Source organism: Salegentibacter salegens (genome assembly GCF_900142975.1).
Lineage (GTDB): Bacteria > Bacteroidota > Bacteroidia > Flavobacteriales > Flavobacteriaceae > Salegentibacter > Salegentibacter salegens.
Genome location: NZ_LT670848.1, coordinates 13171 through 29393 on the forward strand (window position 1 = coordinate 13171; position 16223 = coordinate 29393).

The 16223-nt window shown below is 36.8% G+C and carries 12 protein-coding genes and 1 pseudogene; 10 read left to right on the forward strand and 3 right to left on the reverse strand.

The genetic code is table 11. The features are described from left to right. Positions 1–315: 315 nt before the first annotated feature. The 7 genes and pseudogenes from B5488_RS00060 (at position 316) to B5488_RS00090 (ending at position 7241) form a co-directional block, all read left to right on the forward strand. Complete coding sequence (locus B5488_RS00060; protein WP_231919775.1) at positions 316–1167, forward strand: endonuclease/exonuclease/phosphatase family protein; 852 nt, start codon at positions 316–318, stop codon at positions 1165–1167. Between the two features lie 99 nt (positions 1168–1266). Continuing rightward, positions 1267–2514 (forward strand): IS4 family transposase, encoded by a 1248-nt coding sequence (locus B5488_RS00065; protein ID WP_079736478.1) that lies wholly within the window; start codon positions 1267–1269, stop codon positions 2512–2514. Positions 2515–2577: 63 nt separating this feature from the next. Beyond that, positions 2578–2742 (forward strand): annotated as a pseudogene (locus tag B5488_RS00070) (PaaI family thioesterase); the annotation flags it as partial. Between the two features lie 3 nt (positions 2743–2745). Next, complete coding sequence (locus B5488_RS00075; RefSeq protein WP_079733421.1) at positions 2746–3894, forward strand: chorismate-binding protein; 1149 nt, start codon at positions 2746–2748, stop codon at positions 3892–3894. A gap of 250 nt (positions 3895–4144) precedes the next feature. Next, entirely contained in the window at positions 4145–5878 is a 1734-nt protein-coding gene (menD, locus tag B5488_RS00080; RefSeq protein ID WP_079733422.1) for a 2-succinyl-5-enolpyruvyl-6-hydroxy-3-cyclohexene-1-carboxylic-acid synthase, read from the forward strand. Positions 5879–5945: 67 nt separating this feature from the next. Continuing rightward, positions 5946–6290 (forward strand): DUF2853 family protein, encoded by a 345-nt coding sequence (locus B5488_RS00085; protein WP_079733423.1) that lies wholly within the window; start codon positions 5946–5948, stop codon positions 6288–6290. A 114-nt stretch (positions 6291–6404) separates the two neighbouring features. After that, complete coding sequence (locus B5488_RS00090) at positions 6405–7241, forward strand: CvfB family protein (RefSeq protein WP_079733424.1); 837 nt, start codon at positions 6405–6407, stop codon at positions 7239–7241. Here the strand turns inward: B5488_RS00090 and B5488_RS00095 are convergent. Next, positions 7238–7729: a hypothetical protein gene (locus B5488_RS00095; RefSeq protein ID WP_079733425.1), complete on the reverse strand. Its 492-nt coding sequence runs from the start codon at positions 7727–7729 to the stop codon at positions 7238–7240. The two genes, B5488_RS00090 and B5488_RS00095, sit on opposite strands and share 4 nt — an antisense overlap. Before the next feature lie 106 nt (positions 7730–7835). On the opposite strand from B5488_RS00095, the gene B5488_RS00100 reads away from it, so the two are divergent. From B5488_RS00100 to B5488_RS00110, 3 genes are read left to right on the forward strand one after another with little or no spacing between them, the layout of a single operon-like run. Next, on the forward strand, positions 7836–8675 hold the full coding sequence (locus B5488_RS00100; protein ID WP_037320904.1) for a 1,4-dihydroxy-2-naphthoyl-CoA synthase: 840 nt from the start codon (positions 7836–7838) through the stop codon (positions 8673–8675). Then, positions 8663–9190 (forward strand): PH domain-containing protein, encoded by a 528-nt coding sequence (locus tag B5488_RS00105; RefSeq protein ID WP_079733426.1) that lies wholly within the window; start codon positions 8663–8665, stop codon positions 9188–9190. Before B5488_RS00100 ends, B5488_RS00105 begins: the two co-directional genes overlap by 13 nt. After that, entirely contained in the window at positions 9180–10700 is a 1521-nt protein-coding gene (locus B5488_RS00110; protein ID WP_079733427.1) for a PH domain-containing protein, read from the forward strand. Before B5488_RS00105 ends, B5488_RS00110 begins: the two co-directional genes overlap by 11 nt. 96 nt (positions 10701–10796) lie before the next feature. On the opposite strand, the gene B5488_RS00115 is transcribed toward B5488_RS00110, so the two are convergent. After that, the gene (locus tag B5488_RS00115) at positions 10797–13199 is read right to left on the reverse strand and encodes an alpha-ketoacid dehydrogenase subunit alpha/beta (protein ID WP_079733428.1); all 2403 of its coding nucleotides are present in this window, start codon (positions 13197–13199) and stop codon (positions 10797–10799) included. A 204-nt stretch (positions 13200–13403) separates the two neighbouring features. After that, entirely contained in the window at positions 13404–16217 is a 2814-nt protein-coding gene (locus B5488_RS00120) for a gluzincin family metallopeptidase (RefSeq protein WP_079733429.1), read from the reverse strand. Positions 16218–16223 lie beyond the last annotated feature (6 nt).

Genomic DNA, 16223 nt, shown 5'->3' on the forward strand with positions numbered 1-16223 from the left:
ATAGGAGGGAATAGAGTTATTTTTGAAGCTAATTTACCAGGCTTAAACGGGATATTATTACGGCTTTCCGTAATGTTTTAATTTACTTTTCTCAGGTCCAACTGGATAGTATACTTCAGGTCTATAATGAGCCTGACCATCTGTAATCAAAATATAATATCAGTAACTTAGCCTGATTAGAATCTATAGAATTTGAGAATAATACTTTGATGTTTATCCTCACCAGTTACACAAAAGAAAAAGCAGGAAAAGGAATTCTTTTTCTTAGTTTATTAATAAAGCCTATTTGACAACTGAACCTAAATTTTATAAGTATTGAATAGAATTACTTTCCTATTAATAATAGCACTGTTCTTCCAGAGTGTTCTTGTTGCTCAGATAAAGATATCTTCCTGGAACTTACAGAATTTCGGTAAAACCAAATCACAAGCAGAGATCGCCTTTGTGGCGGGTACTTTGAAGGATTTTGATATAATTGCCATTCAAGAAGTAGTGGCGGGCTACGGAGGACCTCAGGCAATAGCGAGGCTTGTTGATGCCCTAAACAGGAAAGGCGCGAAATGGGATTATATGATTAGCGATCCTACCGAGAGTACTCCATATGCCACCGAACGTTATGCCTACATTTGGAAAACCTCTAAAGTTAAAGAAGTTAGGCGTGGTTGGCTAGACCAGAATTATTTGCACCAAATAGATCGCGAACCTTTTATTTCGGAATTTGATTATAAGGATAAGATTTTTACTCTTGTTAATTTCCATGCAATTCCACAAAAAAAACAACCTGAGACCGAAATTAAATTTTTCAAGTTTTTTCCTGAGAAATATCCTGATAAGAACCTGATCTTTTTAGGAGATTTTAATATTCCGGAACGTCATACGGTATTTAATCCTCTCAAAAAGCTTGGGTACAAACCGGTTCTGGAAAACCAAAAGACCACAATGAAAATGAAATGTGTGGGAGAAGAATGCCTGGCATCTGAATTTGATAATATTTTTTATAATTCAAGAAAGCTAAAAGTGCTGAATACCGGAGTAGTACATTTTTACAGAAGTTTTCCTGATATGGTTTCTGCCAGAAGAATATCAGATCATATTCCTGTATGGGCGGAGTTCGATATTGAAAGGGGAGAAGGAGAAACTAAAGATGGTTTGATGATGGGAAATTAAGATTCATTCTTAGTGCAAATTTCACAACCATCCGAAAGTTGAAAAATAAAATAGCCTGAGAATCCCTTATTTTTGTTTTGGACAAAAAAAATAATTTTTATGGGACTCTTCAGGCGCACTAAAAATACAAACAAACCTCTTCTTCGACAAATAATTGACCTATGTCCTCGCTGGATGCTCACGCGTTGTGCCGATGAGCACAATGGCGACAAGGGGTGCAGCAGATATAAGACCTACGATCAATTCGTTGCCCAAACTTTCGGACAGCTGAATAAATGCTACACTCTTAGTGACATTTCCACTGGTATCGGGGTCAGCGAAACATTTATTTCGGATTTGGGTCTTGAGCAGAGCCCAGCGCGTTCTACCATGAGCGATGGCAACAAAAAGAGGAGTTATAAAGTCTTCGAGAGCTTATATTACCGGTTGTTAGGGCACTATGGCCGACTATTGTCGAAGCACGGACAGTCTCATATAATCAAGGAAATCAAAGACCGTGACATAAAATTGATCGACAGCACCACGATCAGTCTATGTCTGTCCATGTTCGATTGGGCAAAGTTTCGGACAGCTAAAGGAGGTATAAAAATACATACCTGCTGGGACGATGCCATGATGATCCCCGATATGGTCAATATAACAGAGGCAAAGCTCCATGACAGCAAAGGACTGGCCCAATCCGTTTTCCGAAAGGGAACGGTCATCGTGGAGGACAGGGCGTACTTCGATTTTCTGTTGATGCGCCAGAGGATCGCGGCAGAAAATGTTTTTGTCACTCGCATCAAGATCAATACGGTCTATCAAACCTTGGAAGAACTGGAGCTCCCCGAAGGTAGCGATCAGGATATCCTAAAAGACGAGATCATCGTTTTACCAAGCAAGAAGGCCGTGGAAACAGGCATTGCGGAACACCCTCTCCGGTTGGTGCACGTTTATAAGCAGGACGAGAACAAAGTGATAGAAATAATCACCAACAACTTGGATTGGAGCGCCAGGACCATCGCGGACCTTTATAAAAAACGATGGGATATTGAACTTTTTTTTAAGGCGATAAAACAGAACCTCCAAATAAAGACCTTCCTTGGAACCAGTGAGAACGCCGTAAAATCACAAATATACATCGCGCTCATAACCTATTTGCTGCTCCAGATAATTGTGAGGACAATAGCCAAAAAAGAACATGCATTTTCCAATTTCGTGGAAAAGATCAGGATCTGTCTATGTTTTTATCTTACCCTCGATTATGCCTGCAATACCGTAGGAGAAGGGGCGAAAAGAATAAGGGGTCAGACCAAACTCCACTATAGGGTAGATCCAGACTTATTTTCTCCCATTAGCCCTAATTGAAGCCTGAAAATAGGGGTGGCCGAAGGTTTTAGGTTTAAAGTCAAAAACTTTCGGATGAGTGTGGCCAATCATTTAAAAAGTATTGCTGAAGGTTTTGTGTTTGCCAGGGCTTCATTTATTCATAAAGGCCGAACAACGCAGTTGTGCGAAATAAAAATTACCGACGAAGCCGATAACCTGATTTCTATGGTAAAACTGACTACCATAGCTTTGCCAAAAAAGAAATAAAAAATGATGAGCGACGAATTTTTCACAAAATTAGATGCACAAATTCAAAGCGGAAATCCCTTTGTAGCCTATAGAAATCCTAAGGCAAAGAATGGGTTAACCAAAGCTTTGCTTCAGGATTCAGCTGAAATTTATAAAACCAGTAATTTCACCGAAAACGGATTTATATTTTCGCCTTTTAAAAATGCTGAAAATACATTTTTGATTCCCTCAGAAAATGCCGAAATTATTACTGCGGAATACCCGGCTGAAAATTTAGAAGGAGTAAAGAAAGAAAACACAGCATTTCCCCCGGCTTATACCAATAATGAAGCGAAAATTAAGCACGAAAAATTGGTTCAAAAGGGGATTGAAGTCATAGAAGAGGGAGAATTGAAAAAAGTAGTTTTGTCCCGTAAAGAAGATGTGCAAACCCAACTCAATGCCCTGGATATTTTTAAGAATTTGCTTAAAAAATATGAAACGGCTTTTGTGTATTTCTGGTTTCATCCCCAAACCGGGATTTGGCTTGGTGCCACACCAGAAACACTTTTAAACGTAGAGCGTGATAAATTTAAAACTATGGCCCTGGCGGGAACCCAGGCTTTTAAGGGAACTTCGTCTGTTAACTGGGGAGAAAAAGAAATTGAAGAACAACAAATTGTTACCGATTCGATTTTGGAAAATCTCGAACATAAAGTTTCGGGCACCATTCATAAATCAGAGCCATATACATCTAAAGCCGGTAATTTGCTGCATTTGCAAACCGATATAACGGGAATGTTGAATCTGGAAAAAAAAACAAGCCTTAAAAGCTTGATTTTAGCCTTACACCCAACTCCAGCCGTATGCGGACTTCCGAAGAAAATGGCGCAACAATTTATTTTAGAAAATGAAGACTATGATCGCGAATTTTATTCGGGCTTTTTAGGAGAATTGAATATGAAAAAGGAGGTAAAGCGAAATAACAATCGCAGAAACCAGGAAAATCAAGCTTATGGAAGCATCCTGAAACAAACTTCCTTATTTGTAAATCTACGTTGCATGAAACTGGAAGCGGGAAAAGCCAGGTTATTTATTGGTGGTGGGATTACAAAAGATTCCAATCCTGCCGATGAATGGCAGGAAACCGTAAATAAATCGCATACCATAAAATCGGTACTTGTTAAATAAGGTCAAAACCTCCACTGGAAATCCTTTTGAAATTGTAATTTTGAGCTATTCAAATTAACTAATAAGGTTGAAAAATCTACTAGTTCTAATGTAAAATTTCTCGTTACTCTGTCCCGATGCTTCGGGATTATTTCAGAATCTATGTTATCGTTCAACCTAGAACCTGAATCAAGTTTAGGTTGACGGGGTTAAAAATAAAGATCTCACAGGTTTTCAAAACCTGTGAGGTCTGGTTTGAAAAATAAACTTTGTGAAATATTCCAAAATACCTGTTGCCAGATCTATTGTAGCGCTATGCGTTGCTAAAAATATAAATCACGTAGTAATTTCTCCCGGTTCTAGAAATGCGCCTTTAACCATTGGTTTTACGCACCATCCCGATATTAAGCCTTACAGTATTGTAGACGAAAGATGCGCTGCTTTTTATGCTTTAGGAATGGCGCAGCAATTACAAAAACCGGTGGCCCTGGTTTGTACTTCGGGCTCTGCATTGCTAAATTATTATCCGGCGATTGCCGAAGCTTTTTATAGTGATATTCCGCTGGTAATTATTTCGGCAGACCGGCCTATTGAACGTATAGATATTGGCGACGGACAAACAATTAGGCAGAAAAACGTATTTGAAAACCATATTTTATATTCGGCGAACTTGCATTCAGAATTAGTTTTAGATTCTGAAGCAACCGATAAAAAACTTCAGCAAAAACAATTTGAATCGCAAAAACATAACGAGCGGGAAGTCAATCTGGCGCTAAACAAAGCGATAGAAGAGAAGGGACCGGTTCATATTAATGTTCCTTTTTATGAACCTTTGTACGATTTGGTAGAGAATGTTGAGGTAAATCCCATACAGATTCTGCCAGAAATTAAAGAACGTACCTATACCGAAAGTCAATTAGGCGGTTATGCCGAGCTTTGGAATAGAGCAAAGCGGAAAATGGTAATTGTTGGAGTGGCGCAACCTAATGCAGTGGAACAGGAATTTCTGGAAAAACTCGCCAAAGACGATTCGGTTATTGTGCTTACTGAAACCACCTCGAATTTAAATCATCCTGAATTTTTTACGAGAATTGATACTCTTATAGGCCCGATTGAAAAAGATGAAAATCGGGAAGAATTATTCAAAACGCTTCAGCCGGAAATATTACTGACTTTTGGCGGAATGATCGTTTCAAAAAAGATTAAAGCATTTTTAAGAAATTACCAGCCCCAACAACACTGGCATATCGATTCTAAAAAAGCCTACAACACATTTTTCTGCTTAAATAAGCATTTTGAAACCACTGTAAATTCATTTTTTAAACATTTCTTTTCGCTTACCGAAAATGTAGAAAGTGATTATGGAAAGTTCTGGAAGGAAGTGAAAAGCAAGCGCCAGGTTCGGCACGAAGAGTATATGGACGAAATTCCGTATTCAGACCTTAAAGCGATGCAGGAAATTGTTCCCGCGGTGCCTGAGAATTATATTGTACACCTTGGTAATAGTTCTACGATTAGGTATGCGCAATTGTTTAAGTGGAAGGAAAGTTTGCGTATTTTTTGTAATCGAGGTACAAGCGGAATTGATGGTAGTATTTCTACGGCAGTTGGTTCGGCTTCTTTAAATGCTGAACCTACGTTAATGATAGCAGGAGATTTGAGTTTTTTCTATGATAGCAATGCGTTGTGGAATAATTATATTCCGAAGAATTTTAGAATAATAATTTTGAATAATAACGGAGGCGGGATTTTTAGAATCCTACCCGGAAATAAGAATACAGAGAATTTTGAGACTTATTTTGAAACCACGCATCAGCTTCAGGCGAAATCGTTAAGTGAAATGTACGGTTTTGAATACCGTTCTGCGGAAACTTCCGAAGAAATAAAAGAGCAATTAAAAACTTTTTTTAGCGATTCGGTTCAACCAAAAATCCTGGAAATTTTTACACCGAGAAAGATTAACGATAAAGTGCTACTGGAATACTTCAATTTTATGAAATCTTAAGAATTTAAATTCGTTGATAAACACTCATTTAAGTAACTTGTTGAGAAATAAACCAAAATTCTTAATTATGAGTACAAAAACCGATGAAAAAGTAGGTAAATACATTCAGGATGTGAAAGACAAAACGGGCGAAGAACCCGATGTTGGTTTGCTTAGAAAAGTAACCGAATCTTGTGGTCCAAGTATTTTTAGAAGCGATGCTGAAACCGTTTCCAGTTCTTCAGAGTCTGAAATGGAAACCGTAAAACGCAATTTTTTAATCAAAAAATTAGGGCTTAAGGATGACGAGAAATTAGATGTAGGTTTAAATGCCGTAATGGAAAAATATGGTAAATCTAATAGGAATAAGTATCGTGCGGTAGTCTATTATTTACTTACAAAATACTTTAAAAAAGAAAGTGTTTTTAAATAAAATAAATGGTCTAAATATTATAAAAATCCGTTTTTCTGGAGTGAAAGACGGATTTTTCTGTTTTATAGAGAAACCGTAAAATATAAAGTATCTTTGCACCTCAAAATATAGATTATGCTTAGAATTGGTGAAAATCATACGCTTAATATTGTAAGGGAAACCGAGCCTGGACTTTTCTTAACAGATAATGAAGGGAATGAAGTTTTACTTCCGAATAAATATATACCCGAAACTTTTGAAATAGGTGAAGAGATTGATGTTTTTGTTTACCTGGATCATGAAGAAAGACCAGTGTCAACTACCTTAGAACCTCTAGTGAAACTTGATGAATTTGCTTTTCTAAAATGTGTAGAAACCACTGAATTTGGTGCTTTTTTAGATTGGGGACTTGAAAAACACTTATTTGTTCCGTTTAAGGAGCAGGCTTACCCTATGAAAAAGGGCGGACGCTATCTTATTTTTTGCTATTTAGATGAAGAAACCGATCGTTTGGTAGGTTCAAGCAAAGTACATGCATTTTTGGATAATTCTGAATTAACCATAGCGCCTTTTGAAGAGGTAGATCTTATAATTAGCAATAAAAGTGATTTAGGTTACAATGTAATTATTAATCAGCTGCATTTAGGTTTGATCTATCACGACGATGTTTTCCAGGAAATAAATGTTGGTGATGAAATGCGCGGATTTATCACTAAAACCCGTCCCGATGGCAAAATTGATGTTAGCCTGCAAAGACCAGGTTACAGAAGTATTGAACCAAATGCTGAGTTAATCCTTGATAAATTAAAGAGAAACGAAGGTTATCTAAACCTTACCGATAAATCTTCTCCCGAAGCTATTCACAGTCAGTTAGGAATTAGCAAAAAGAGCTTTAAGCGTGCCGCAGGGAATCTTTATAAACAAAGAAAAATAGATATTAAAGACGACGGTATTTATCTTAAAGAAGATTAGTAAAAGTAGCTCCCTCTTGGCGAGTAATATTGTGAGCCGTAATACATTCTTCGCTGGGTTTGCCTGTGAAGGGCGTTTTGATAAATTCGCTGGTTTTGGTAATAAGGATTCGAATTCAGGGCATCATTGTAAACTTCGTCATTATCCCTAAGTCGGTAATTATTAGAAATTTCGAAAGCTTTTTTCTTTTGCGTGGTTGTAGGTAAAGGACTTCCAATATCTACGGTGCGTTTTTTCATATTACGCTGCTGTTCCAGGATTCCAACCATATCTACGCTAGAACGTTTGTTTTCATCTACATTTATAAATTCACCGCTGGGAAGATCAAAATCTCCTTTAAAGAATTGTTGTCCAAAACTAAGATCGCTCCAGGAAGGTTCTATACTGTAGTTGCTAATTTCAAAATCGGCAATATCCCAGTATTCCTGGGCAGAAACTGAAGTTATGCTGAATAAAAACAGACTTAGAAATAGGAAGCGAAATTTCATTTTCAGGGCTTTTGTCTTTAATATAGCAAAAACAATGCAAATCTAATTGCACAGCAAAGATATTAAGATAAATTGAAAAGCTTATTTTTGAATAAAATAAAGACCTATGAGTGAAATCAACTGGAAAACTGTAAAAGAATACGAAGATATAACTTATAAAAAATCGGGTGGCGTGGCGCGAATTGCTTTTAACCGTCCCGATGTTCGCAATGCGTTTAGACCTAAAACTACTTCAGAGCTGTTAGATGCCTTTCATAATGCACACGAAGATACTGAAATTGGCTGCGTTTTACTTTCGGCCGAGGGCCCATCATCAAAAGACGGGAAATGGGCGTTTTGTAGCGGTGGCGATCAAAAAGCACGTGGACACCAGGGTTACGTAGGTGAAGATGGCTACCATAGATTAAATATTTTGGAAGTTCAGCGGTTAATACGGTTTATGCCAAAGGCTGTAATTTGTGTAGTTCCCGGCTGGGCAGTAGGAGGTGGGCATAGTTTGCACGTAGTTTGCGATTTAACACTTGCCAGTAAAGAACACGCTATTTTTAAACAAACCGATGCCGATGTAACTAGTTTTGATGCCGGTTATGGTTCAGCTTATTTGGCGAAAATGGTAGGGCAGAAGAAGGCACGGGAAATCTTTTTCCTCGGAAGAAATTATTCTGCGCAAGAAGCTTATGAAATGGGAATGGTGAACGCGGTAATTCCGCACGATGAGCTGGAAGATACTGCTTATGAATGGGCACAGGAAATTATGGCAAAATCGCCAACTTCTATAAAGATGCTGAAATTCGCCATGAACATGACCGATGACGGAATGGTTGGCCAGCAAGTGTTTGCAGGAGAAGTTACCCGACTTGCTTATATGACAGATGAAGCAAAAGAAGGCCGTGATGCTTTTCTGGAAAAAAGAAAACCTAATTTTGATAAAAAATGGATTCCATAGCCAAAGATTTTAGTAACGAACAAATAGATTTAGCTTCCCTGCCCAAATATGAGTCGGTAGCGTTTTCTTCAGTTTCGTCTAAATATCTTATAAAAATGAATATTCAGACGGGCATTTTTATGCTCGTGCTTACTGTGGCGCTTGGTGTTTTTTGGTTTTTTCAGCTAAATTATATTCAATCGGGAATTATTTTTGCCTTTGTATTAATCGCTTTTATATTTAGATTTTGGAATAATTATAAGCTGCTTCAAAGTTTGGGTTATGCTATAAGGGAAAGAGATATTATTTATAGAAGAGGATTTATTTTTAGTAAAACAACGGTAATTCCGTTTAATAGGGTACAGCACGCTTCAATTTCAAGAGGGATTTGGGATAAGATTTTAGGAATTTCCAGCCTTAATATTTTTACTGCCGGTGGAGGAGGAAGTGATATTACTATTCCCGGTTTAGATCCCGAAATGGCTGTTCAATTAAAAGAGGCAATTGCGGTTAAGATTTCTGAAGATGAATCCTGAAGCCTACAGTAACGCCCAGCGCCAATCTATAGCCGGAATCCTTCTTATATTTATTTCAAGCCTCTATAAATTATTTAGAACTTTTTGGGCGGTTGGTGCCTATTTGTTAGTTAGCGGCCCCAGTAGAAATACTTTAATTTATATTGGTTTGGGTTTGCTTTTTATTGGGATTCTAACCTTTATTTATAGCTACCTGTACTATCGCAAATTTGTTTTTTATATAGATTATAAACGGGAGGAATTTGTGTTGGAAAAAGGAATTTTTTCTACCGAAAATACTGCGATTCCTTTTGATAAAATTCAGCAGGTTTATTTTAAACGTTCTATTCTGCAACGAATAATCAAGGTGTACAGCCTGATAATTGATACCGCTGGAAGCAATCTAAAAGAGGTTGAAATTAAAGCTATATCTGGCGAAGATGCTAATAAGCTTTCAAAAATTCTATTAAAAGCGAAAGCTAAAAATACCGAAGAAAATTCAATAGAAGAATCTTTAGAAACTGAGGATAATAACGAGGTTTTTTGGACTCATAAGGTAGGATTTCTCACGCTTCTTAAAATTGGGATAAGCACTAATTATCTTCGCGGGCTTTCGTTGGTTTTTGCATTTGTAATGACTATTTATAATAGAGTAAACACCTATTTTAAAGATCGGGTAGAAGATGTTGAAGTTTATTTTGATCAGTTTTCTGGGGTCTTGCAATCTATCGGGTTCTTAGCACTGCTTTTTGTGCTTCTCTTACTTTTAAGTATAAGTATTACAATTATTGAAGTATTTATTAAGTATTATGGCTTAACAATTCAGCAGAATAAGGATAAAATGGAGGTAGAAATGGGGTTAAAAACCAATACCAAGGTTTCCCTTCAACCAAGACGGCTTCAATTGATGAGAATTAAAACCAACCCGGTTCAAAAGCGGTTCAATCTTTATGAAGCCCAAATTTCCTTATCCAGCAGCGAAAATGAACTTCAAAAAAATAAAATAAAGATTCCCGGCCTGGGAAAAGAGATCGTAAAAAAGATAAAGTATTTTTTATATCCAGAATCTTCTAAATCTAGTTTCAGCACGACCTTTAGACCAGATAAATTATTATTATTCAGAAAAATTTCATTGGCAGTATTGCCGGTATTGATATTTCTCGCACTCTGGTATTTTACAGATTTTATAAGACTAAAATTATGGGCTGTTTTAGCCGTAGCAAGTTTATATATGCTTGCCGCTTTATCTTTACAAATTCTTGCCTTTAGAGCTAGAAAACTTATAATTACCGAAGAATTTCTTCAGAAAAAAACTGGCTTTTGGAATAAAACCGAAGAAACCCTGGAATTATTTAAAATCCAATCTATAAGTGTAAAGCAACCTATTTGGTATAAAAGAAAAAACCTCGTGAATGTAGTTTTCCATACCGCCGGGGGTGATTTAAACTTTTATGCTGTGAATAGAGATATTTTGCAATACGTAAATTATGTGTTGTATAAGGCAGAGGTTAGTTCAAAAAACTGGATGTAAGAAGTGTTGAATTTGTTACTCGCAAGAAGTTAAAATAAAAAAAATCCCCAATCTAAAACTAGATTGGGGATTTTCACTTTAAACAATTAACAAGATTTATCGTATCGCCGGATATTCCTCTGGATTTACCTCGTTGAAAATTGAATAAACCTTTTCAAAAATATCTTCTGCTGAAGGTTTACTAAAATAATCTCCATCGGTTCCATAAGCCGGGCGATGTTCCTTAGCGGTTAGTGTTTGCGGTTTGCTGTCCAGGTATCTCCAGGCGTTTTGCTCGTTTAAAACCTTATCTAAAATATAGGCTGAGGCTCCTCCCGGAACATCCTCGTCTATAACCAGAAGTCTGTTAGTTTTTTCTACGCTTTTTACAATGTCGTGATCCAAATCAAAAGGAAGTAGAGATTGAATATCTATTACTTCAGCATTAATACCATATTCACTTAATTCTTCAGCCGTTTGAGTTACAATTCTTAAGGTAGAGCCATAAGAAACTAAGGTAATATCGCTTCCTTCTCTAATGGTTTCTACTTTGCCAATTGGCGTTCTAAGATCGGCTAAGTTACTCGGTTTTTTTTCTTTTAAACGGTACCCGTTTAAGCACTCCACCAATAGCGCAGGAGTATCCTGTTTTAAAAGAGTATTATAAAAACCTGCTGCTTTGGTCATATTTCTTGGTACCAGAACATACATTCCGCGTACCAGGTTTAGAATTCCTCCCATTTGGGAACCACTATGCCAAATTCCTTCTAAGCGATGGCCACGGGTTCTTATAATTAGCGGAGCTTTTTGTTTTCCTTTGGTTCGGTATTGTAAGGTAGCAAGATCGTCACTCATCCCCTGTATAGCATACATAACGTAATCCAGGTATTGAATTTCAGCAATAGGCCTTAGACCTCGCATTGCCATTCCAATTCCCTGGCCGAGGATCGTGGCCTCGCGAATACCAACATCGGCAACGCGTAGTTTTCCGTATTTTTTCTGAAGACCTTCCAGTCCCTGGTTTACATCACCAATCTCACCGGTATCTTCACCAAAGATGAGGGTTTCAGGGATATTGCCAAAAATCTGGTCAAAGTTATCACGCAGAATAATTCTTCCATCAACTTCAGCTGAATCTTCATCATATTCCGGTAAAACTTCAGTTTGAATCCCGTTAGATTCAATATACAAATGGCTGTTATAATCATTAGCCATATCTTTTTCAAATTCCTTAAGCCAATTCAGTAATTGGGATTTTTCTTCAGAATTTTCTTTTCTAATTGCCCTTAAAGTCTTTCTTGCTGCAACCGCAAGATCTTTTTTAAGCGGTTCTTTATTAGCGTTAAGATCTTTAGCAAGTTTAACTACTGTATCTTTTTTCTCGGTATTTTTTGCCAGTTTAGAAAGTACAACGAGTAATTCTTTTTGTTTGGCTTTGGTGGGTTCAGCATACTTATTCCACGCTTTTTTCTTGCCTTCTCTTACCTCGCGTTTTATTTCTTTTTCAATATTTTGCAGCTCTTCATCTGTGCTAATATTGTTCTCTAAAATCCATTTTCTAAACTTTACATTACAATCGTATTCACGTTCCCAGGACAAACGTTGCTCATTTTTGTATCGCTCATGAGAACCGGAAGTAGAGTGCCCTTGTGGTTGTGTTAGTTCTACCACGTGAATAAGAACCGGACAATGTTCTCTTCGTGCTATTTTTTCAGCCTTTTCGTAGGCTTCAATTAGCGCTACATAATCCCAGCCATTAACCACGATAATCTCGTAGCCTTTATTTTCTTCATCTCTTTGGAAACCTTTTACGATTTCAGAAATATTTTCTTTTGTAGTTTGATGTTTGGCGTGTACCGAAATCCCATATTCGTCGTCCCATACGCTTAAAACCATAGGCACCTGCATTACGCCTGCAGCGTTCAGGGTTTCCCAAAAATGGCCTTCGCTGGTACTGGCATTTCCAATAGTTCCCCAGGCGATTTCATTTCCGTTTTCTGAAAATTTCTCGGCAGGTAAACCTTCTACGTTTCTATAAATTTTTGAAGCCTGGGCAAGGCCTAAAAGTCTTGGCATTTGGCCGGCTGTTGGGGAGATATCGGCACTGGAATTTTTTTGGTCTATCAAGTTTTTCCAGCTGCCGTCGTCATTAAGACTGTGGGTGGTAAAGTGGCCTCCCATTTGTCTTCCGCCAGACATTGGTTCGTTTTCCAGGTTAGAATCGGCATACAAACCGGAAAAGAATTGTTCTATGCTAAATTGATTAATGGCCATCATAAAAGTTTGGTCACGGTAGTAACCAGATCTAAAATCACCATTTTTAAAAGCTTTTGCCATAGCAAGCTGTGGCACTTCTTTTCCATCGCCAAAGATTCCGAATTTAGCTTTTCCGGTAAGCACTTCGCGTCTACCCAAAAGGCTACATTCCCGGCTGGTAACGGCTATTTTAAAATCTGCCAGCACCTCGGTCTTGAAATCCTCAAATGAAATTGAATCTTTAGTTTTTGTTTCGCTTTGCATGAACGTAATTTATGAATAATAACAAATGTAACGAAAACTTAGATTGTACACAATTCATTAAAATCAAAATATTTTAAGAAAAGTGTATTTTAAAAGATTTTTATTGTATTTACTGAAAAGAAATATAGAATTTAATAGTAAATACTGATTAAAATGTAATTCAATTGAAGATTGCTAAGAATTACCTAAGCATTTAAATCTTTGTTAATACCAGCGGCGGGTAAACAACCTGATTAATGTGTTTAGATCTAAAGAAACAATAAACCTTATTTTCTGGTCGTAATTTTCCTGAGCTACTTCCCAGCCTAAATTAGAATAAACAGGAAAGAAAACTTCAAAATAATCGTCTACTAAACTTAAACGAACGCCAGAATCGTATAAAAACCGTGCATTTTGATGCTGATTTTTCACCAAACCTACATCACCATATATAAAAAACCATTTATAGAGGTTAGTACTGGCATTTAAAGTGGTTAGCCATTGGTTAGCATATTCGGGTTGTAATTGGGATTTAAACCCACCTTCTGCCACAATAATTTGCTGACTGAATAAACCTGAACCCTGGCTTCTTCCGTAGTAATTATAATCAAAAAGATAATCGGTAGGGCGATCTAAAGCAAAACTGAAATAATTGGTTTCCATATCATCGCTATACAAAAATGTACCGGTAAAGAAGCGTAGATTGATTTGACGATTATTTCTAAACAATTTTCGATATTCCAGGCTCATGGAAATTTTACTGAATTTTTCTGCCAGTTGAAAATCAAAAGAAGCGCTATAATAATCTACCAAATGGGGCTTGCTGTATCTATAATTAATGTTGAAAACATTATAGTTAGGTTCATCTAATGTTTTATCTGGATCGCTATCCCGCCTTACATTTACATTTCTTATCAATAAATTTTGACGCTCATTATCACGCAAATATTTATCTCTGAAAGAAAAATTTAAAAACGGCGTGTATTTTTCATAGAATAGATTGTAACCATACGAATAGCGCGTTCCTCCCAGGCCGTAAGAGATTTTGTAGAGTTCTTTATTTTCAAACTGGTGGGTATTGCTAAGAGATGCCGAGCCAACTATGGTTTCACTATTAAAACCATATTTGGGTGAAATATTAAAATTGAAGGTTTTTGAAAGAACCGTTTTATTATACAATTTGGGCCCAATAGAAATACCATCGTACAAGTTATAATTGAATTCTGGCATAAAAAATAGTTGGTTATACCTGGGGTCTTCTATATCCTGCAGTAATCTAAACTGAAGGGGTTTATTAAAAAGTTTTGTAACCGCTTTATAATTGTCCCGTTGGTTGAATTCAGGGATTTTTTGTTCATAGTTTAATGCGAGCCTGTCTACATCCTGCCGGGCAATTTCTATTGTTTTGGTCTTGTCTATATTTTCTACCCATTTTTTAAAGATTATTTCTCCGTCCTTTAAGCCATATAGAGACACGGGGAAATCGGTTTTTCTTTTGTTTTTAATGGTAACCCGTAACGAATCTTTTGTTTTATATAATCTTTGAATGGTAAAATCTATTTTTTTATTTGAGTCTACATAGTCCTGGAAAAACCAGGAAATATCTTTATTGGCGTGGCTTTTTAAAGTTTGTTCAAAAGCTTCTGCCGTGGTGGGTTGTATTTTATTTTCCTGGTAGAACTCTTTAACTGCATTTTTCACCTTATCGTTCCCGAGGTAATCTTCAAGATATTTAAGGCCCACCCCGGCTTTATAGGCATTAGCAATATTTTTATTGAACTTAACCAGGGAATCCTGAGCGGCCGTAAGGGGCTGGTCTAAATTCATTCGTGCCATATTCATATAAAGAAACTGGTACTGGTCGTTAAATTCCAGGTCTGCAGCGTGAAACCATCGTATACCAATAATATTGCTGAGATTTCCTAAGAGTTTCATTTTAGGATAATACTCATTTACATAATCTATCATTAAAGAAACCAGAATAGCATCGTGAACCCACTGTTCTTTACGCGGATTAATATGCACTGAATTTTTCAGCAGGTAATTGGTGATAGTTTTAAACTGCTTGATATCATATTGAAAACCATCTGGAAAAGGACGAATAAAACCCGGTAATTGGTTTAAACCATAAATAGGACTATTTAAATAATCGTCACGGGTTACAAAAATGTTTTTATGGGGGTATTCACCAAGCCTGTTGTTGTAGTATTTTATAATACGATCTAACAGAATTCTTTTAATTTCTGGCTGGAGTTCGTCGTCATCTACGTTTGTGAAGACTTCGTGAGCTTCAGTTCTAATAGACTCAAAAATAAAAGAATTGGTAAGATATAATTTAGTGTCTAATTGATCTTTACCTGAAAGCTTAACTGTTTTAGAACCGTTACTCGTTCTAACACTTTCAAAATCCAGGGCCGATCCCACGTAATATTTAGGGGGAGTGGTGAGGGTTATTTCAACATCATGCATTGCATTATATTGATCGCCTAAATCTTTATGGCTATAAACTTCCCAATTACCATTTTTATAAACGCCGGGAGTAATATACCAATACCGTAGTTTGTAATTATTATTTGAATCTACCCCGTAACGTGTAAATTTATCTATTGGAACTTTTACCTCGTAATCTAAGTTTATAGTGATGCTTTTACCAGGAAGCAAAGGGTTGTAAAGATTAACTCTAATAAGATCCTGGGCCTGGTTTGGGCGTTCCCAAATAAGGGATTCGTTTTCGGTATTGGTGAGTTTATTAATGTAGGTAGCGCCTCGTTCTTCATTTTTGGCAAATCTAAAGCGCCTTGCAAATTCTTCGGCAAAACGTTTTGCCAGGGGAGTGTCTTTTGCACTAAAAGCATTTGCCCAATCATTAAGGTAGATTTGGGTAAGGGTATCGTTACTGGAGTTGGTATAAACCAATTCCTGTTCTATGGTAAAAGTGTGTGTACTATCGTTTAAGTGAGCATTTAAGGAGATGGAGTTTTGCGTAAAACCCCATCCAATTCCCACAAAAAAAAATAAATAAAACAGATAAAATCTCAATGGGAA

Bases quoted from the DNA above. Each gene is read 5' to 3' on its own strand.
- B5488_RS00085 (WP_079733423.1), top strand. From the start codon at position 5,946: ATGAGTACAAAAACCGATGAAAAAGTAGGTAAATACATTCAGGATGTG.
- B5488_RS00100 (WP_037320904.1), top strand. From the start codon at position 7,836: ATGAGTGAAATCAACTGGAAAACTGTAAAAGAATACGAAGATATAACT.
- B5488_RS00065 (WP_079736478.1), top strand. From the start codon at position 1,267: ATGGGACTCTTCAGGCGCACTAAAAATACAAACAAACCTCTTCTTCGA.
- B5488_RS00115 (WP_079733428.1), bottom strand. From the start codon at position 13,199: ATGCAAAGCGAAACAAAAACTAAAGATTCAATTTCATTTGAGGATTTC.
- B5488_RS00105 (WP_079733426.1), top strand. From the start codon at position 8,663: ATGGATTCCATAGCCAAAGATTTTAGTAACGAACAAATAGATTTAGCT.
- B5488_RS00075 (WP_079733421.1), top strand. From the start codon at position 2,746: ATGATGAGCGACGAATTTTTCACAAAATTAGATGCACAAATTCAAAGC.
- B5488_RS00095 (WP_079733425.1), bottom strand. From the start codon at position 7,729: ATGAAATTTCGCTTCCTATTTCTAAGTCTGTTTTTATTCAGCATAACT.
- B5488_RS00110 (WP_079733427.1), top strand. From the start codon at position 9,180: ATGAATCCTGAAGCCTACAGTAACGCCCAGCGCCAATCTATAGCCGGA.
- B5488_RS00090 (WP_079733424.1), top strand. From the start codon at position 6,405: ATGCTTAGAATTGGTGAAAATCATACGCTTAATATTGTAAGGGAAACC.